The 18,771-nt window shown below is 30.8% G+C and carries 20 protein-coding genes; all 20 read left to right on the top strand.

All coding sequences use genetic code 11. From position 1 onward, the window contains the following. Positions 1–64 precede the first annotated feature (64 nt). Positions 65–763, top strand: a complete 699-nt coding sequence (gene terS / locus FRIFI_RS07020) for a phage terminase small subunit (RefSeq protein ID WP_166505435.1) — start codon at positions 65–67, stop codon at positions 761–763. Then, complete coding sequence (locus FRIFI_RS07015; RefSeq protein WP_166505434.1) at positions 750–2,021, top strand: PBSX family phage terminase large subunit; 1,272 nt, start codon at positions 750–752, stop codon at positions 2,019–2,021. Before terS ends, FRIFI_RS07015 begins: the two co-directional genes overlap by 14 nt. Before the next feature lie 11 nt (positions 2,022–2,032). After that, positions 2,033–3,451 carry a phage portal protein gene (locus tag FRIFI_RS07010; RefSeq protein WP_166505433.1) on the top strand — a complete coding sequence of 473 codons (1,419 nt, stop codon included), beginning with the start codon at positions 2,033–2,035 and terminating at the stop codon, positions 3,449–3,451. A 177-nt stretch (positions 3,452–3,628) separates the two neighbouring features. Beyond that, entirely contained in the window at positions 3,629–4,564 is a 936-nt protein-coding gene (locus tag FRIFI_RS07005) for a structural protein (protein ID WP_166505432.1), read from the top strand. Positions 4,565–4,606: 42 nt separating this feature from the next. Then, on the top strand, positions 4,607–5,209 hold the full coding sequence (locus FRIFI_RS07000; protein WP_166505431.1) for a phage scaffolding protein: 603 nt from the start codon (positions 4,607–4,609) through the stop codon (positions 5,207–5,209). A gap of 15 nt (positions 5,210–5,224) precedes the next feature. Then, positions 5,225–6,175 (top strand): major capsid protein, encoded by a 951-nt coding sequence (locus FRIFI_RS06995; protein WP_166505430.1) that lies wholly within the window; start codon positions 5,225–5,227, stop codon positions 6,173–6,175. Between the two features lie 8 nt (positions 6,176–6,183). Beyond that, positions 6,184–6,357 (top strand): Rho termination factor N-terminal domain-containing protein, encoded by a 174-nt coding sequence (locus FRIFI_RS06990; RefSeq protein ID WP_166505429.1) that lies wholly within the window; start codon positions 6,184–6,186, stop codon positions 6,355–6,357. Positions 6,358–6,365: 8 nt separating this feature from the next. Beyond that, complete coding sequence (locus FRIFI_RS06985) at positions 6,366–6,614, top strand: hypothetical protein (RefSeq protein WP_166505428.1); 249 nt, start codon at positions 6,366–6,368, stop codon at positions 6,612–6,614. Next, the gene (locus FRIFI_RS06980) at positions 6,611–6,970 is read left to right on the top strand and encodes a hypothetical protein (protein WP_166505427.1); all 360 of its coding nucleotides are present in this window, start codon (positions 6,611–6,613) and stop codon (positions 6,968–6,970) included. The genes FRIFI_RS06985 and FRIFI_RS06980 overlap by 4 nt, the downstream gene beginning before the upstream one ends. Next, a complete protein-coding gene (locus FRIFI_RS06975) occupies positions 6,970–7,311 on the top strand; it encodes a hypothetical protein (RefSeq protein ID WP_166505426.1) in 342 nt (113 codons plus the stop codon). Before FRIFI_RS06980 ends, FRIFI_RS06975 begins: the two co-directional genes overlap by 1 nt. A 9-nt stretch (positions 7,312–7,320) precedes the next feature. After that, positions 7,321–7,677, top strand: coding sequence for a hypothetical protein (locus tag FRIFI_RS06970; protein ID WP_166505425.1), 357 nt, complete (start codon positions 7,321–7,323; stop codon positions 7,675–7,677). Next, positions 7,670–8,293 carry a hypothetical protein gene (locus tag FRIFI_RS06965; protein WP_166505424.1) on the top strand — a complete coding sequence of 208 codons (624 nt, stop codon included), beginning with the start codon at positions 7,670–7,672 and terminating at the stop codon, positions 8,291–8,293. Before FRIFI_RS06970 ends, FRIFI_RS06965 begins: the two co-directional genes overlap by 8 nt. A gap of 55 nt (positions 8,294–8,348) precedes the next feature. Continuing rightward, positions 8,349–8,792: a hypothetical protein gene (locus tag FRIFI_RS06960; protein WP_166505423.1), complete on the top strand. Its 444-nt coding sequence runs from the start codon at positions 8,349–8,351 to the stop codon at positions 8,790–8,792. A gap of 67 nt (positions 8,793–8,859) precedes the next feature. Then, on the top strand, positions 8,860–8,985 hold the full coding sequence (locus FRIFI_RS15255; protein ID WP_278335249.1) for a hypothetical protein: 126 nt from the start codon (positions 8,860–8,862) through the stop codon (positions 8,983–8,985). Beyond that, entirely contained in the window at positions 8,982–9,371 is a 390-nt protein-coding gene (locus FRIFI_RS06955) for a phage tail tape measure protein (RefSeq protein WP_166505422.1), read from the top strand. The genes FRIFI_RS15255 and FRIFI_RS06955 overlap by 4 nt, the downstream gene beginning before the upstream one ends. A 126-nt stretch (positions 9,372–9,497) precedes the next feature. Continuing rightward, positions 9,498–10,193, top strand: a complete 696-nt coding sequence (locus FRIFI_RS06950; protein ID WP_166505421.1) for an HNH endonuclease — start codon at positions 9,498–9,500, stop codon at positions 10,191–10,193. 212 nt (positions 10,194–10,405) lie between these two features. Next, positions 10,406–13,279 (top strand): phage tail tape measure protein, encoded by a 2,874-nt coding sequence (locus FRIFI_RS06945; RefSeq protein ID WP_166505420.1) that lies wholly within the window; start codon positions 10,406–10,408, stop codon positions 13,277–13,279. Positions 13,280–13,290: 11 nt separating this feature from the next. Continuing rightward, positions 13,291–14,034: a distal tail protein Dit gene (locus tag FRIFI_RS06940; RefSeq protein WP_166505419.1), complete on the top strand. Its 744-nt coding sequence runs from the start codon at positions 13,291–13,293 to the stop codon at positions 14,032–14,034. Beyond that, positions 14,034–16,334 carry a phage tail spike protein gene (locus FRIFI_RS06935; protein WP_166505418.1) on the top strand — a complete coding sequence of 767 codons (2,301 nt, stop codon included), beginning with the start codon at positions 14,034–14,036 and terminating at the stop codon, positions 16,332–16,334. Before FRIFI_RS06940 ends, FRIFI_RS06935 begins: the two co-directional genes overlap by 1 nt. Continuing rightward, positions 16,334–18,763, top strand: a complete 2,430-nt coding sequence (locus FRIFI_RS06930) for a BppU family phage baseplate upper protein (RefSeq protein ID WP_166505417.1) — start codon at positions 16,334–16,336, stop codon at positions 18,761–18,763. Before FRIFI_RS06935 ends, FRIFI_RS06930 begins: the two co-directional genes overlap by 1 nt. Positions 18,764–18,771: the final 8 nt, after the last annotated feature.

Below are 18,771 nucleotides of genomic sequence, written 5' to 3'. Positions count from 1 at the left end.
TTAACTAAGGACTCTCTAGAAGGGTTCTTTTTTATTTTACAAAACAAACAAATGAGGTGGTGATATGGAAGGTGTAAAAGAAAATATAAAAAAAGATTATATCAAAGGACTGAAACAAAAGGAAATATGCGAGAAATACAATATATCTATCAACACCTTAAAGTCATGGATTAAGAGGTATAAATGGGCAGAGGAAAAAAGAAATAAGGGTGCACCTAAAAATAAAGGGGGTGCACCCTTAAAAAATAAGAATGCAGTAGGTCATGGAGCACCAAAGGGAAATAAAAATGCAGAGAAGTTTGGATTTTTCTCTAAATATATACCAGAAGAAACCTTAGAACTTATGGAAAATATAGTTGAGAAAAGCCAAATAGATATACTTTGGGAGCAAATAACAATACAGTATGCAGCTATTATAAGAGCGCAAAAGATAATGTATGTAAGAGATAAAGATGATATGGCCAGAGAACTTAAGAAAATGAAATCTAGTGATCATGGAGAAGAAACAGAGTATGAACTTCAATTTGCTTGGGATAGAAATGCTACTTTCTTAAATGCTCAAAGTAGAGCCATGGGAGAGTTGAGATCACTAATAAAGCAATATGATAATATGGTTAATGCTAACTTAGATTTAGTAACTGAAGAACAAAAGCTAAGGATAGAAAAGCTTAAAGGTGAAGTTAAGAAATTTAGTGGAGATGATAAAGACAATAATATAACTATTAAAGTAGTAAGGGCGAGTGAACAAAATGGAAGAAGTTAGTTTTGCAGTAAATGACCATTTTGAAGACTTTATATTTGACTGGAACTACAAAGACTATTTTTTAGTTGGTGGATACGGTAGCTCAAAAAGTTATCATGTTGCTACTAAGATATTACTTAAGCTTCAACAAGAAAAGAGAAAGTGCTTAGTTGTAAGGGAAGTATATGACACTATAAGAGATTCTTGTTATTCACTATTTGAAGATATAGTTGCAGCTATGGGACTAGAGGATGAAATAAAGTTTAAAAGCTCTCCTATGAAGATATTATTCCCTAATGGTTCTCAAATAATTTTTAAAGGACTTGATAAACCAGCTAAACTTAAATCTATAAATGGTGTATCTATAGTATGGTTAGAAGAATGCAGTGAATGTAAATATGAAGCATTTAAAGAACTAAGAGGACGTCTAAGACATTTAACCGATACCAATCATATAATATGCTCCACTAATCCAGTTGAAAAAGCTAATTGGACATACTCTCATTATTTTATAGATGAGGAAAATGACAATGTTGTGTTAAATGATGATGAATTGTATGAAAAAAGAGTAGTTATAACAAATAATACATATTATCATCATTCAACTTGTGATGATAACTACTATTTACCAAAAGACTATATAGAAGAGCTTGAAAAGATGAAAACATATGATAGTGACTTGTATAGAGTTGCTAGACTTGGAAGATATGGAGTAAATGGTACAAGAGTATTACCACAATTTAAAACTATGCCTGATGAATGGGTACAGGATAAAGTAGGTGGAATATCAAGTAGATGGTATAGGTATGGTATGGACTTTGGTTTTGAAACTTCATACAATGCATTGATAAGTATGGCTATAGATGATGTTAATAAAGATTTATATATATTTAAGCAATATTATAAGAATAAAATGACAGATGATAAAACTGCAATTGAAATAGCTGATTATAAAGATAAGTTAATAACTGCAGATTGTGCAGAACCTAAAACTATTAAATATTACCAACAACAAGGTTTTAGAATGAGAAAATGTAAGAAGTTTGCAGGTAGTAGACTTCAAAACACAAAGAAAATTAAAAGATTTAGAAATATATATTGCTCTGATGCGTGCAAAGATGTAGTAAAAGAGCTTAAAAACCTAACTTATGCTACAGATGCAAAAGGAAACATAATATATGATGAATTTAACATAGACCCACATAGTTTTAGTGCCATTTGGTATGGTCTAGATGATTATGAAGTAGCAGACTTAAAGAGAACTTACAATAGTAGATAGGAGGTGTAAATGTGAACAATATAATAAATGCTGAACTTGGTGGACTATATGGTAGTGAAGTCATAAAAGAAATGGATGAAATAATCAAGCTTTATGAAGTATATGATGGTCCAGGACAAAATTGGATAATTGATGAACAAGACTATATTCCAACTAAAAAGAAAACTAATTATATTAAGAAGTTAATCAAAGAAGAAGCTAGATTTCTCTTTGGGAAAGCTCCTACTTTTACTGTTCAAGTTGAAGAAGATAGCCTACAGGATCAAGCAGAAGAAATTAATAAATACATTAGAAACCTTCTTAAGATAAACCTATTTGAAGATAAACTTATAAAAGGTGCTAGGGATTGCTTTATAGGAAAGAGAATAGCTATTAAGCTTCATGCAGATACAATAACTAAGACTATAAGAATTATGTTTGTACCGAGTTTAGAGTTTGTATATGAGCCTTTTGAAGATAGAGTAGACGAACTTAAAAAGATAATATTTTTCCATCAACTTAATGCAGCTAAGTTAAAACAGGAGCAAAGAATATGGAAACAAAAGTATGAGATGGTCGAAGGTAAATGTATTCTAAATGAAGGTATATATGATGGCTATGGAAATGTAGTTGATATACTAGCAGAAGATGTTGATTTAAAACTATCTGGGATACCTGCATATGTAATACTAAATGATGGACTTAGTGGTGATCTAAAAGGTGAAAGTGACGTTGAAGAAATACTTGATAATGGTATGGCTTATAACAAACTAGCTAGTGAAGATATAGATACACTTAGAAAAGGCATGAATAGAACTATATATGGCATAGACGTAGATAGTGAAGCTAGTAAACATTTTAAATTGAAACCTGGAGCTTATTGGGATGTTGCTACTGATCCTGCTGCTGCAGAAGGTAAACAAGCTCAAATAGGCACTGTAGAAACTGACTTTAATTACAATGAACGTATGGAGAATACACTTAATAGAATTAAATCAGATATGCATGAGGTTTTAAATATACCTATGATTAATAATCAAGACTTAAAGGGTATGATGACATCTGGCAAAACTATGAAGGCTTTATACTGGCAACTAATTACTAGATGCGAGGAAAAGATGAAAGCTTGGGGTCCTGCTCTTGAATGGATGATAAAAGCTATACTTGAAATAGCAGAAGTTTATAAAATAGCTACATTACCTAATTTAGAAAAATTTGATGTAGTTGTAGAAAATCAATATCCATTGCAAGAAGATGAAGATAATGAAAAGACATTGGATATGCAGCAAGTTAATTCTCAAGTTATGAGTAGAAAGTCATATATGAAAAAGTGGGCTAATGCTACTGATGAAATAGCTGATGAAGAATTAAAGCAGATACAGCTAGAGAAACAATTATTAGAAGATAGCTTTAGTCAATTTGAAACTAATATATTAGAGGATGATGAATAATGGATATACGCTATGAAGGAAAAGCAATTGTTAATAATGAACATTTAGTTGAATTTGAACTTGATGAATATAATTCGATTGCTACTTGTCCTTCTTGCAAAGAGCTTTGTTTGGAACCTGACTATAATTATTGCCCTTTTGCGGAACTAAAGTTGAATTTAAAGAGGCGAGTAAATAATGGCCAGTAAAGATTATCTCAGATTATGTGAGGAAGCTCAGAGAAAGAAACTTAATCTAGCTAAGAAGCAGGAACAACAGATAAAGCAAATATACAATGATATGTATAAGAATTTATCTAAGAAACTTAAGAAAGTTAATCCAGGAACATTAACAGAAAGATACTTGGAAGAACTGCAAAAGGAACTAGCTAAAGAGATTAAGAGTATTCATAATAAAGTTGAAAAGATTGTTAAAAAGAATATAGATACATCAATAAACCTAGCTAATAATGTACAGCTAGATTTTTTTATGCAAATAAATGAACAATATAGCTTGAACATGAAAGATACTTTTTTGAGTATGTTTTCTAAGATACCTAAAGCTGCTATGGATGAAATATTACATGGAACTGCATATAAAGACCGTAAAGGCTTATCTGAAAGGATATGGCAGTACACTAAGAAGTTTGATAAAGACATAGATTATATCATTTCAGAAGGTATAGCAAATAAGAAAACTACTTATGAAATAGCTAAAGACTTAGAAATATATGTTAATCCAAAAGCTAGTAAACCTTGGGAATGGTCTAATGTATATCCTAATGCTAGTGAAAAAGTAGATTATAATGCTCAAAGGTTAGCTAGAACTGCTATTAATCATGCTTTCCAACAAGCTCAAAAAAGAAGTTGTGAAAAGAATCCTTATGTTACAGGAATAAGGTGGGTAAGTGCTGGTATTCATGGAAGGACATGCCCTACATGCAGTGATAGAGACGATCAACTATTCAAAGTAAATGAAGTACCACTAGATCATCCTAATGGACTTTGCACAACTATTCCAGAAATACCTATGTCCTTAGAAGAAATAGGAATAGAGCTTAGAGCTTGGAGATATGGAGCAAGTAATTTAAAACTTGATAAATGGTTTGATGAATATGGAGAGGACTTCTTGTAAGTTCTTTTTTTATTGAATGATACTAAGAAATAGGAGGGAACTATGGATTTAAAAGAATTGTTAGGTGATGATTTATACTCACAAGTAACAGAAAAGCTTGGAGATAAAAAGATAATGGTTGATGATGGTAATCTTATACCTAAGTCTAAATTTGAACAAGTTAATGAAGATAAGAAAGCATATAAAGGTCAAGTAGAGAAACTTCAGACAGACTTAGAAGCTGTAAGAAAGAAAGCTGGTGAAGTAGAAGGTCTTAATACTGTAATAACTGAACTTAAGGAAACTTTAAAAAAAAAAGATAAAGAAATAGCAGATAGAGAATTTAATTATAGCTTAGATAGTGCTTTAAAAGATGCTAAATGTAAGAATACAAAGGCTCTGAAAGCTTTACTTGATATGGATAGTATAAAATATCAAGACGGCAAATTGGATGGTTTAGAAAATCAATTAAATAGCTTAAAAGAAAGTGATAGTTATTTATTTGATATAGAAATACCAGGAAATACTGGTGGAATTGGAAATTTCGGTAGAAAAGGGAACTCCATAGTAAATCCATGGAGTAAAGAGACCTTTAACTTAACAGAACAAGCTAGAATATTAAAAGAAAATCCTGCCTTAGCAGAACAATTAAAAAATAATAAATAAGAGGAGTGATATGTAATGTCAACAAGAATAGCTGATGTAATAGTGCCAGAGGTATTTAACCCATATGTAATAGAAAGAACTGCAGAATTATCTGCATTAGTAAGATGTGGAATAGTAGTAAGAGATAATGAATTAGATTCACTAGCTAAAGCTGGTGGTAGATTAATAAACATGCCATATTGGAAAGACTTAAATGGTGATGATGAGGTATTAGATGATAATGGAGCGTTAACACCAGGAAAAATAACTGCAGGTCAAGACGTTGCAGCTTTATTAATGAGAGGTAAAGCTTGGTCAGTTAACGATTTAGCAAAAGCATTAAGTGGAGATGATCCTATGAAAGCTATAGGAGATTTGGTAGCAGAATACTGGGCAAAGCAAAGACAAAAAACATTATTAGCTATATTAAAAGGTGTATTTTCATCTTCAACTATGAGTGGAAATATACATGATATATCTTCTTTAGAAGGTGATTTAGCTAAAATAAATGGAAGTTCTTTTATAGATGCTAAAACTAAATTAGGTGATGCATCAGATAAATTAACAGCTGTAGCTATGCATTCTACTGTGTTTGCTGAATTAGAAAAGCAAAATTTAATACAATATATACCTAATAGTCAAGGTGTGGTAGATTTCCCATCTTACTTAGGAAGAAAAGTAATAGTTGATGATGGATGTCCTTTTGAAGGAGGAGTTTACACTACGTACTTATTTGGTGCTGGCGCAATAGGTGAAGGAAATGGAGAAGCTCCTGTACCTACTGAAACAGATAGAGACTCATTAGCAGGAGAAGATATATTAATAAATAGACAGCATTTCTTACTACATCCAAGAGGTATAAAGTTTACAGATTCTTCTGTTGCAAAATCTTCACCATCTAATACAGAATTAGCTAATGAAGCTAACTGGTCAAGAGTATATGAAAATAAGAACATAAGAATAGTTGCATTTAAGCATAAGATATAGGTGCTTGTATGAGTATAACTGGATTTAATAGAAGAAGAAGGTTGCTTAAACAACAAGAATTACAAGAAAATATAGATTATTCAAAGCTAAAAGTAGGTGAATTAAAAGCTATTGCCAAAGAAAAAGGCATAGAAGGATATTCTGATATGAAAAAAGCAGAATTAATACAAATATTAAAGTAGGTGCTATTATGGGAGAAATTCAAGAACTTAAACTAATACTAAGGGAGGAATCTTCTCCCTTCTTTACTGATGAAGAATTATCATATTACTTAGAGAAAAACCAAGGTGATATAAATAAAACTGCATATGAATGTTTATTATTAAAAGCCGAAGATGATAGCATAGCATTACCAGGAGGATTACAGTTAGCAAATAAATCTACTTATTGGCTAAGATTAGCAAAGCAATATAAACCTAATGGGAGCAGGATCTTATGATAGCAAATAAAATAAAACCTAAAGTTAAGAAGGTAATAGATAAATTTCCAACTTATGTTGATATTTATAGAGATATTAAAAATGAGTTTGGAGAGCCTGGTGGAAAAGACCGTATATGTGATAATTTAAAAGGTTTTTATCATGAAGGAAATAATATGATAAGCGCTATTACTACAGACAAAGGAGAAGTCAAAAGAAGTAAGCAAAAGTTCTTAATGGTTATTTATGATGAAGAAACTATTAAGATAGAAGAAAATGATTATTTCTTACTTGATAGTGTTAAGTATAAAATAAAAGATAAAGGAAATCAAAATAGATTAAATATTTACTTTGATATGCTCTTGGAGGAATGTTAATGAGTTTTAAATTTAATGCTAGCGGACTTATGAAAGGTCTAACTGAAAGAGAAATTAAAACTAAAGCGGCAGTTGGTTTATATGCAGATACTACAGCTAAGAAAATGGAAGCTCATGCAAAAAGCAATTATAAATGGACACCTCGAAGCGGCCAAGCTCACCAAACTCTTAATGGTACTTGGAAATGGCATGGTAGTGTAGCTAGAGTAGAGTTAAGTCATGGGGCTAGTTATGGTGTATACCTTGAATTTTGCAATGAAAAACGGTATGCAATAGTTAAGCCAACTATTGATTTGATAAGCCCTCAAGCAATAAGAGGATTAGCAAATATATTAAAATAAGGTGATATTATGTTTGCAGAATTGTATACATATTTGAAAGAAAAAGGATTTGATGTATATTCTATTGGTCAACACCAAGGAACATGCTCAAGTCCTTATTTAGTTATAAAAGAAAATGGAGAAAGTGATATAGCTGGAACATCTTATATTAATGATATAGTTGAAATATTAGTTTATTATCCTATGGGTAGTTATAGCTTAATGGGCAGTTATACAGATAAACTAAAAAAAGAAATGCGATACTTTAAGAAGGTAAGTAGAGTTATAGAACCGATGCCTACTATTATTGATGATGATAAAAAAGCATATATGACTTCTTATACCTATAGAAAAATAAAAATGAAAGAAGGTAGATTAAATGGCTAATGAATTTACACAATTACCATTAACTGACGTAGTCTTAGTACAGTTAGTTACTAAGGAATTAAGTCCGAAGACTTTATCCTTTCAAACTTCAGATGAAATAAAAACAGAAGAAGTTATTAAAGAGGGTGAAGCAAAAGAACTAATAATAAAAAATCAATTAATAGCTAAAAAGGAAGTTCCAGATCTAATGTTAGGATATGATTTAACATTTAAAGATAATGTTATGTCACCAGAAGTTATGCAAGTTGCACAAGGTGGAACAATAGAATATGATCCAGAAACAAGAAAGTTCAAAAAGTACGAACCTCCAGCAATAGGTACAAAACCTAATTTAACTGCTTTTGATACTATAGTATATTCTGAAATAGTTGGAGATGATGGAGCAACAGGTGAATATGCTAAATTTACATTCCCTAACTGTAAAGGTGGAAATGTACCTGTGAACCTAAAGGATGGAGAATATTATTCTAATGAATACAAGGTTAAGTCTAGACCAGCTATAGGTCAAAAACCATATACCTTAGAAATAGTTGATGTATTACCAAGTGGAGTAAGAGCATTTGGTTATGATTTTTATGAAGAAGTTGAGCCATTAAAAACAGAAAAAAAGAAGTAGATCTTAAGGATAGAGATTAAATTCTCTATCTTTTTTATTTTAAGGAGGGATTAATATGCAAGTAACAAGTTTAGAAGAATTAAAACAGATAGCTAAAAAAGCAAACGAAGTTATAGAAATACCTGGATTTGATGATATGTCGGTATTAAATGTAAAGGTAAAAAGAGTATCATTAATTGATTTAGTACAATGTGATGTATTGCCTAATATTCTTTTATTAGAGGTTCAAAAGATACTTGATAAGAAACAAAAAGGTCATGAAATGAAAGGTAAGGAGTATGAAAGGGCTGTTAAAAATTTAGAGCAATTTACAGAAATAGTTTACAAACAAGCTTTAATAGAGCCTAGTGCTGATGATTTTAAATCTGTAGGTTTAGAGTTAAATAAAGTTCAGAAATCAATGATTGCAGAGTATGCAATAGGAGATACAAGTAGGTTAGAACGATTTCGTGCGTTCAGAGAAAGTCTTAAGAATAATAGCACAAGCAAAGAATTATAATAAACTCCCTTCTGAAATCTTAGGAATTACAAATACATATACAGCTTTTTGTTTTAATGAAGCATGCTTGCATATTCAATTAGCTCTAGAAGATAAAGATACAAAAGTTATATTTGATGAAAAAAGACTTAAAGAAGACGGAACAAGAAGAACTTTCCTAGACATGGCTCTAGAGAAAGGAGGAAATCTATGAGTATAAATGCAGGCACTGCAATGGGGTATTTGGACTTAGATATAAAAGGATTTCAAAATGGAATAAAAACAGCTACCCAACAGTTAGATATATTTAATAATAATACTGCTACTAGTGGTCAAAAAATGGAAGCACTAGGTGGGGTTATGAAAAGTGCAGGAGCTAATCTTACTAAGTTTGTTTCAGTACCTCTACTTGGAGTAGGAGCTTTATCTATAAAGACTGCTGGAGATTTTCAAGCTGGAATGAGTAAAGTACAAGCCATAAGTGGTGCAACTAGTGAAGATATGAAAAAGCTTGAAAATATGGCTAAAGATATGGGAGCTACTACAAAGTTTAGTGCGAGAGATGCAGCAGATGCTTTAAGTTATATGGGTATGGCTTAAGATAACGGGCCGGCTAGTGATAAATTGCTAGCAAAAAACATTCGGTGAAAATGGGAACTCTAAGTTTGCAATCACCTCGTTTTGTGTTACAATTCAAGTAACATTAAAAATGGCGGGGTGGGAAAAATGAAGAAATGCTCTAAATGTGGTGAATATAAAGAATTAGAATTATTTCATAAAGATAAAAATAGTAAAGATGGATATAAAACATGGTGCAAGGATTGTAGAAAAAAAGAAACAAAAGAATATAGAGAGAAGTATAAAGAGAAGGTTCTTGAAGCTAAGAAAGAATGGTACAAGAAAACTAAATTAGAAGCTGAATTTAGAAATAAAAAAGAACTTAGACTAATGGAAAAGAAATGTACCAATTGCGAAGAAATAAAAGAAATTAAACAATTTAGGCAAAGAACTAACGGAGGATACTATTCTGTATGTAAGCAATGTGAAAATAAAAAGAATAAAGATTATAGAAAGAACAATCCCGACAAAATAAATGAGTTAAGGGTTATTTCAGAAAATAGAAGAAGGTATCAAAAGAGTAAACTAGATAAGAGTTTAACACCTAAAGAATGGAATGAATGTAAAAAATTCTTTAATAATGAATGTGCCTACTGTGGAAGAAAAATGAACAATTTAACTCAAGACCATTTCATACCTCTTAGTAAAGGTGGAGAGTACTCCAAAAGAAATATAATTCCTTCTTGTAGGAGTTGTAACTCTAGTAAGCATAATAAAGATTTTTATGAATGGTATAAGGAATATATCCACTACTCAAAAGAAAGAGAAAACAATATAGAGAGATATTTTAGAAGCTTAATATAGCTTCTTTTTTATTGCAAATATGATAATCCATTACCAAGCTATCGAAAGCAAATAAAAGTAGATAGAAGGTCTAGAGACTAGGTGTTGAGTTATTGCAAACAATAATACACCCACGAGCGCCGAACACCCTAACGTAAAGTCGAGGGTGAAGAGATAGTCCGATACTTAGAGGAAACTTTAAGAGTATAGGATAAAGAGCCTATACATAACAAATGGGTTGGAAAACAGAAGATATGATGAACGGTCTTCCAGGAATACTTGATTTAGCAGCTGCAGGAGGAACAGATTTAGCTTTAACATCTGATATAGTAACAGATGGTCTTACAGGATTAGGACTTACAGCAAAAGATACTGGAATGTTTGTTGATATAATGGCAGCTACTTGCGCAAACTCAAATACTAGTGTTGAGCTTATGGGAGAAACATTAAAGTATGTAGGACCTGTAGCTGGTGCATTAGGTATAGAAATGGACGATTTATCTGTAGCTATAGGACTTATGGGAAATGCTGGTATAAAGGGCGGACAAGCAGGAACAGCATTAAGAGCTGGACTTACTAACTTAGTAAAACCTACAAAAGAAATGAAAGTTGCTATGGAAAAGTATGGGGTAGAACTTGTTAAAAATTCTGATGGTTCAATAGATCTTATGGGCACTATGGAGAATCTTAGAAGTACATTAGGAGGATTAGATCAAGCAACACAAGCGCAAGCATTAGCAACTATATTTGGTAAAGAAGCAATGAGTGGTTGGGCAGCTATTGTAAATGCAAGTGAAGGTGATTTTGATAAACTTACAGAGGCTATAGCAAACTCAGAAGGTAAGGCCAAAGATATGGCAACTACTATGCAAGATAACCTAAAAGGAGCTATAGATAATTTAAAATCTGCTTTTGAAGGTGCTTGCATTGTTATAGGTGAAAGATTAATACCTGTATTTCAAGGTATAGTAGAGTGGTTAACAAATGCTCTTACATGGTTTAATAATTTAGATGAAGGAACTCAAACACTTATTATATCCATTGGTGGATTAGTTGCTGCTATTGGTCCGATGTTAATGATAGGAGGAACTCTCCTTACAATGTTACCAAATATGGTAGCTGGATTTGGTATGGCTAAAACGGCCACATTAGCATTAACAGGAGCTATAACTGCTACACCAGTAGCAATAGGAGCATTGGTTGCAGCTGCAGTTGGGTTGATAGCTGTTATAGGTGATAATGCAAATGCCCTAAACTTTTTACAAGATAAATTTGGAGTGTTTGGAACAATATTAGGTGCTATTTGTGAGTTTATAGCTGGAGTAGTTCAACTTACATTCGGTAATATGATTATAATAATATCAACTGCAGCAAAAGCTATAGGAGCTATTCTAACAGGAGAGTTTACTAAGGTTGATGATATAGTAAAAGAAGGATGGGCCAAAGTAGAGAATAATACTGCAAAAGCAATGAGTAATTTAGTAGCAGAAACGTCTAGTGCATTAGAAAAAATTAAAAATTCAACTGAACAAGATTTACAGGGAGTAGTTAATACTTTTGATTTAGCTATGCAAGAATTACCTAATCTTACAAGAGATAATGCTAGTCAAATAGCTAAAATATTTACAGAGAACATGCAAAACTTAGATGAACAATCTCTTACAATTTTAAGAGGTACATCTGATAGTATGGCCGTGTTATTCGAAGGAATAACTACAAAGATGGATAATGAGCAAGCTACTAAAAAGTTTACAGCTAACTTAGAAAGTATGGCTACTAGTGGTAAATTTAGCGCGGATACACTCCAACAAGATATAGATAAAGCCATGAAACTAATAAATGAAAATATGTTAATTGAAGGTGAAGCATTTAAACAAACTGCTATAAACGTATTTAATCAGTTTAAAACAATAGGTCAACAAGGCGCTAGTGAAATGGCTGATAACGTAGTAGCTGAATTACAAGGTATGGACCAGGAAACTTTTACACAATTAACTAGCATGGGTTCAACATGGAGTGGTATATTTAACGGTATAAGTTTAGATGGATCTATGAATACACAACAAATGAAAAATGCTATATTAAATAATCTTAATAGTATGGGTATTGATGGAGCTACACTTATAAATCAACTTAGAACAGAAAGTACAAATCATATGAATAATATGTCTAATGAAGCTGATAAAGCTACTAAAGATATGAGTTCTAAAGTTGATGCTAATACCAAAAGCGCAAAAGATAAAGCATCTAAGAATACAAAAGACTTAGCCACTGATGTAGATAAGAATACAAAAGATGCAAAAGATAAAGCTAATTCAAATACAAAAAATCTAGCTAATGATGTGGATAAGAATACTAAGAAAGCTTCAACTAGTGCAAATAACAACACAAAACAAGCAGCTAGTTCTGTAAAAAGCAATACTGATAAAATGGCAAAAGATGCAAAAACTAATACTTCTAAAGTTGCAACAGATACAGATGCAGACTTTAAGAGAGCTAATAAAAGTATTCAACAGGAATCTACAAACATGTATAATGGTGCAAAACAATCATTTACTAAATTGACTCAAGTAGCGAAACAAGCTGGTACTGATATGTATAAAGGTGTTAGTACATCTGCTAGAATGATGGCTTCTAATGCTAAGGGGTCAGCTTCTGATATGTATAGAGGTGTTACAACTAGTACTAGTAGAATGGCATCTAAAGCAATTGCGGATTGGAATAGAATTAGGAGCGCTTATTCTAGATCTATAACAGGTAAAATAAATGTAACAAAAACTGAAACTACTATTAAAAGATCTCAAGGACCTAAAGCATTATCATTCAATAACGATGCATATTCTAGGGCATTAAATAGTCAGGAATCTTTATATAGTGCATTTAGGAGTAATGATATAGCAAACTCTGTAACTGAGAATATAATAAAAAAGGAAATTATCTTACTTCAAGAAAAAGATAAAACCAAAGAAAAGAAAAATAAGAAAGAAGAAAAACTAATAAATATCAATTTAAATATAGAGAATTTTGTAAATGAAAGAAAACAAGATACAGAGGAATTAGCAAACGAATTAGCATTTATAATTAAAAGAAAGTCAATAATGGGGTAGGAGGTGCTAGTGTGCAATATTATGTTAATAAAGAAGATTTGCAGTATTTTACTTATGATAATAAATCTAGTGCCGACTATGGCATTATAATAACTAAAACCAATCAACTTTCAGGTCCAGAAAGAAATATAGAAGTAATTGAAGTTGATGGTAGGAATGAGCCTATTCTTAATGACAAAGGAAACTACAAGTTATTTGAATTGAAACTTGAATGTAGTATTGATAGTGAGTTTGTTAATATAAATGATGTTGCTAGGGATATAAAGGGATGGCTACAATCTAATTTTCACTTTAAGAAACTTATACTTAGTGATGATCCTGAACATTATTATGAAGCAGCATGTATTAATAAATTAGATATAGAAGAAGTTATAGAGCAACTTGGTGAATTTCAAGTTGTATTTTTATGTAAACCTTTAAAGCGAGTGGTATACGGTGAAAATAAAATAATATTAACAACTCCTAAGATAATACATAATAATTACATAACTTCAAGCCCTCATATTAAAGTTGTAGGAAGTGGAGATATAACTATTAAAATAAATAATCAAAATCTCATTTTAAAATGTGTAGAAGATGAAATAGAAGTTGATAGTGATATTATGAACTGTTATAAAACTATAGATGGTATTATAACTAATCAAAACAATAAAATGTACTCCGATTTTCCTATTCTAGAAGAAGGTAGAAATAACATTAGTTGGACTGGTAATATTACAAGATTAGAAATAATTCCTAGATGGGTGGTGTTGTAATGTACCCAAAGTTATATTTGAAGGATGAAATAAATTTTGAACATAATGGAGAGGGGGTCCTTAGAGATTGTATTAGTTGTAAAGTTACAGAAGAAGACAATGGAATATTTGAACTTGAGTTGACTTATAAAGTGAACTCTTTTTTATCTGATGAAATAGTAAATCATAATATTATAAAAGCTAAAGCTAGTGAAGAACTAGGAGAACAATTATTTAGAATTTATTGGGTATCTAATGAGATTGATGGAACTATACAAGTTAAAGCACAACATATAACTTACGATCTAAGAGATAACTTTGTTGAAAATGTAACTTCTACTAATTCAACTTGTCAACAAGCTTTTAATGATATGTTAAGTAAATGTATTAATCAACATAGATTTAAAGGGTATTCAGATATCGAACATACTGCAACTTATAATCTAGCTAGAGTAAATGCACTTGAAGCTATAAAAGGTACTAGAGGAAGTTTAGCAGATACTTATGGTAATGGTGCTAAGTTAATAAGAGATAATTTTAATATATATCTAAATAAAGATAGAGGTAAAAATAACAATGTATTAATAGCATATAAAAAGAATATTACAGGTTATATTAGAGAAATTGATGAAAGTGAAGTTGTAACAGTAATATATCCATTTGCTAAGATTGAAAAACAAGTAGGAGAAGGTGAATCTATAGAAGAAACTATAGTACTCCCAGAAAGATTTATACAATCCAAATACATAAATAACTATCCACATCCTAAAGTCTTAGCCATAGACTATTCTGAGGATGAAGCTATAAAAGATATAACAACACTTAGAAATAAAGCTAATAAATATTTTTCTGAAACTAAAAAAGATATGCCTAATATAAATTACAAAGTTGAATTTATAGACTTATCTAAGACAACTAATTACAAAGACTTAGGACTTGATAAGCTTGAAAGTGTTGGTTTAGGAGATACTGTAATAGTTAGAGATTTTAGAATTGGAATGAATGTAGAAGCTAGAGTTATAAAAACTGTATTTGATAGTTTAAATGATAAGTATGTATATATTGAATTAGGTAAATTTAAACGTAGTTTAGCTGATATAAATAATGACATAAACTCTAGCATAGAAAATGGACTAGATAGTGTTAGAAAAGATATGTATGTTAATTTTGAAGTATTAGATGATAAGATAACTTCAGAGGTATCTAAACTTGATGGTGATATAAAGACACATACAACATTAATAAAGCAAACAGCAGAAAGTATAAAACAAGTTGCAAAAGATGTTGAGGGTAATACAAGTCTTATAGAGCAAACATCAACTAGTATTAACCAAACTATTAAGAATGTTAATAAAAACTTACAAAGTCAAATAAGTCAAACTTCAGAAAATATAATGCTAGAAGTAGGAAAAAAAGTGGGAGAGGATGAAGTTATATCTGCTATAAATCTTTCTCCTAGTGGAATTAAAATAAACGCTGAGAAGGTAAATCTATATGGATATGTTGTAATTTCAGACTTAGAAAGCAATGGAAGTGTAATTATACATGGCGGAAATATTCTAGCAGGGACATTAGCTTGTGATATGCTTAGCACACCGAGTGGCCATGAGCCTGTTATAAATCTATTTTCTGATCATTCAAGAAACTGTCAGATTGATGCTCGTAACAGTGATGGTGGGAATAAGGGCTCTGCTATAAGGTTAAAGTATGATGATAATAATTATTTATTTATAAATTCAAATGGTATAAGTGCCTTTATTGGTGGAACACAAGATTTTGTAGTAAATGAAGCAGGAGTATTGCACAAAGGCAACTATCTATCAAAAGAAGGGCACACTCATAATTATGCTTCAAGTTCACATAATCATAGTGGTCAAACTATAAATCCAGATACGGTTACTTGTAGAGCATTTGGTAACGGTTATTCTATTTTAATGCATAGTAGCCTAGATGGTAATGGTAAAAATCTTGGCTATAGTGGAAGTAGATTTAACCAAGTTTCTGCTAATTATGGATATTTTAATAATATGTACAATTTAGCAATAGACAATCCAGTTTCAACATATAAGGATACCTCTCTAAATGATGTACTAGATAGTATAATAATAGAAAGTCCAAATGTTGTTTGTAAAAACTTTGCAGAAGAAAAACTTTTAATCAATATAAATGAGTTAAAAAATCATCCAAATGCAAAATTGTTTACAAAGAAACATGGTGATTTAGATATGATAAATGAAAGTAGTTTATTAGCATTGGCATTACAAGAAATAAAAAGCTTAAAAGAAGAAGTAAAACTATTAAAAGAAAGTGCGGTGATATAATGATAGATAGCTTAGGAAAATATGATATAACAATAGACTTTGATAAGATGTTTACACATAATGCTACAAATATTTATTTTAGTGAAAATGACATAAATACAGCAAAGATAAGAGCAAAATTAGTAAAAAAGAATGAAGTAATAAACTTAACAGGAACTACAGTCTCTATAAGGCTAGAAACTATTACAGAAACTATAGATGATATAGCTACTATTGTAGATGCAACAACTGGAATAATTGAATATACATTCCCAACTAACACACTTATCGAGGGTGTTAATTTTTTTGTTTTATTTTTGACTAAGGGTGATGGTACAAAGGCTTCTCCAAAGTTGGCTTACAAAGTATTAGATAGTATTGAAGGTACAGGAGCTGTTGAAGGTACTAATGAGTATCCGATTTTAATACAATTAATTAGTGATACAAATAAAGCTATAAATAAAGCAAATGAAGCTTACAATAAAGCTAGTAGTATGCAAAATGATTTAGGAGAAGTTATAGATAATGCAAATAGTACAATAGATGCTACAAATATAGCAAGAGATAAAGCAAATGAAGCAACAGCTAATGCAGAAAATAAAATTGTAGATGTAGAAAATAGATTTAAAGAGCTTACAGCTAGCCAGCAACAAGATGCAGAGGTAATTGATGCTCGAGATAGAGAAGTTAGCTTAAAAGCTAGATTAGAAAGAGATTTAGCTAATACAAATAAAGAGCTTAATAAAATAAAGAAATTAGAAGAAAGTACAGTTAGTACAGTTATAACAGATAAGGAATTTACGGTAGTAGAGGAAACTAGTAATGGGTATTTTGAGGATGTTAAGTTAGAAGGTAAGACTTTAGTTAATATTAAAAAAGATTCAAATATGGATTTGCTATATGCTTCAATCAATGAAGAGTTTATAACTAATGTCGTAAAAACACCTAATTCTATTTCTTATACTACAACTAAAAAATTAGATGACTGGTGTTATATAAGTTGTCCTATAAATCTTAACTTATTGAAACCTAATACAAAATATACTGTTATTTTTGGTGAACATAATAATTTATCTAGTTGTGCTATTCAAGAAGGTTCATTCTCAGGGAAAATAACCGAGTTTGCCTCTATAACTAATGGGGTAGCACTTTTGACTACAGTTAGTGAATTTACTACACTTAGTCAGGTACTTTATATCCTAATTAAAAATGAGGGTCCTGTAGATGTTAAAGCAGGTAATATTATTATTATAGAAGGCGACTATACACAAAATCCACCTTCTTATTCTTCTTATTTTGAAGGTCTTAAATCTGTAGGTGATGAAACAGATAAAATAGTAGTTTCAAGTGTTGATGGTGACGAAAATTTATGTGATGGTGTAACATATATAAACGGGGGATTAACTAGTGTAGGTGGTAGATTGAGTATGACGTTTAGTGATTCTTTCCGTAGTTATGTAGTTAAAGGTATAGAACCTAATTGTAAATATTCCATTAAAGTAAAAAATTGTGGCAATAGATTTGGGGTAGGTTCATCTGTATACTATTCAAACTCAACTACATTTGATGTCACTAATTCCATAATACATTCTTCACCAGATGCTACAGGGCAAGAATTAGACTTAAGTATAACTACAGGAAAACATGACAGATACTTATATGTGTATGTTACTAATAATAATGTGTTTCATTCTAAGATAGAAATTGTTGTTAATAAAGGTGAATTAAAACCTAATTCAGTTTTTAAACAAGATAAAAAACAACTTTTATACCTTGACACACAAGACAGTACTTGGAAAAAACCTACTCTAAGAGAATGGGATACGGTAGAAAAACATAGTGATGGTAAGTATTATTATCATAGACGTAGTGAACAATTGGTATTAAAAGGTAATGAGGAAATATACTTGGATAAAACTCATACAGATAATCTATGTTTTAGATTTGCCGAGTTAAAAACTTGGTCAAACAACTCTAGGCTAATAAGTGATAAATTTAAAAATGAACATAATGTATACGATACAGATAAAGAAGGTATCTATTACACAGGTGTGCTAAGAGCTAATATTCTTAAGTCAAAGCTAGAAACACAGGATGTTGCAGGATTTAAAAAATGGCTACAAGCTAATAATGTAACAGTTGTTTATCAACTAGCAGAGGAAGAAATATATGAGTGTACTAATATAGGCTTGATAACTTGTGATGGAGAAACAAACTATCTAATTGAAAGTGGTCCTATATGCCCTAAGACTACACTTAAAGTACACAATAATATAAGCAACGTAGTTAATCTATTGCAAAAGAAAGTTAGCTTATTAGAAAATAAGTTTATAGAAGGATTAAAGAGTGTATTAGCAGGAGATATGCAAAGTTTAGCATACATACTATACCCTGAAGATTTTAAAAATGAAAATGATTATATAATGATGTTACCAATAGAACCAATGTAGGTTCTTTT

The sequence above is a fragment of the Romboutsia hominis genome (genome assembly GCF_900002575.1).
Taxonomy (GTDB): Bacteria; Bacillota; Clostridia; order Peptostreptococcales; family Peptostreptococcaceae; genus Romboutsia_C; species Romboutsia_C hominis.
This window is presented reverse-complemented; position numbering and strand designations above follow the sequence as displayed.

Coding starts and splice junctions, on each gene's coding strand:
- terS (WP_166505435.1), top strand. CDS start 65: ATGGAAGGTGTAAAAGAAAATATAAAAAAAGATTATATCAAAGGACTG.
- FRIFI_RS07015 (WP_166505434.1), top strand. CDS start 750: ATGGAAGAAGTTAGTTTTGCAGTAAATGACCATTTTGAAGACTTTATA.
- FRIFI_RS07005 (WP_166505432.1), top strand. CDS start 3,629: ATGGCCAGTAAAGATTATCTCAGATTATGTGAGGAAGCTCAGAGAAAG.
- FRIFI_RS07000 (WP_166505431.1), top strand. CDS start 4,607: ATGGATTTAAAAGAATTGTTAGGTGATGATTTATACTCACAAGTAACA.
- FRIFI_RS06995 (WP_166505430.1), top strand. CDS start 5,225: ATGTCAACAAGAATAGCTGATGTAATAGTGCCAGAGGTATTTAACCCA.
- FRIFI_RS06990 (WP_166505429.1), top strand. CDS start 6,184: ATGAGTATAACTGGATTTAATAGAAGAAGAAGGTTGCTTAAACAACAA.
- FRIFI_RS06985 (WP_166505428.1), top strand. CDS start 6,366: ATGGGAGAAATTCAAGAACTTAAACTAATACTAAGGGAGGAATCTTCT.
- FRIFI_RS06980 (WP_166505427.1), top strand. CDS start 6,611: ATGATAGCAAATAAAATAAAACCTAAAGTTAAGAAGGTAATAGATAAA.
- FRIFI_RS06975 (WP_166505426.1), top strand. CDS start 6,970: ATGAGTTTTAAATTTAATGCTAGCGGACTTATGAAAGGTCTAACTGAA.
- FRIFI_RS06970 (WP_166505425.1), top strand. CDS start 7,321: ATGTTTGCAGAATTGTATACATATTTGAAAGAAAAAGGATTTGATGTA.
- FRIFI_RS06965 (WP_166505424.1), top strand. CDS start 7,670: ATGGCTAATGAATTTACACAATTACCATTAACTGACGTAGTCTTAGTA.
- FRIFI_RS06960 (WP_166505423.1), top strand. CDS start 8,349: ATGCAAGTAACAAGTTTAGAAGAATTAAAACAGATAGCTAAAAAAGCA.
- FRIFI_RS06955 (WP_166505422.1), top strand. CDS start 8,982: ATGAGTATAAATGCAGGCACTGCAATGGGGTATTTGGACTTAGATATA.
- FRIFI_RS06950 (WP_166505421.1), top strand. CDS start 9,498: ATGAAGAAATGCTCTAAATGTGGTGAATATAAAGAATTAGAATTATTT.
- FRIFI_RS06945 (WP_166505420.1), top strand. CDS start 10,406: ATGGGTTGGAAAACAGAAGATATGATGAACGGTCTTCCAGGAATACTT.
- FRIFI_RS06935 (WP_166505418.1), top strand. CDS start 14,034: ATGTACCCAAAGTTATATTTGAAGGATGAAATAAATTTTGAACATAAT.
- FRIFI_RS06930 (WP_166505417.1), top strand. CDS start 16,334: ATGATAGATAGCTTAGGAAAATATGATATAACAATAGACTTTGATAAG.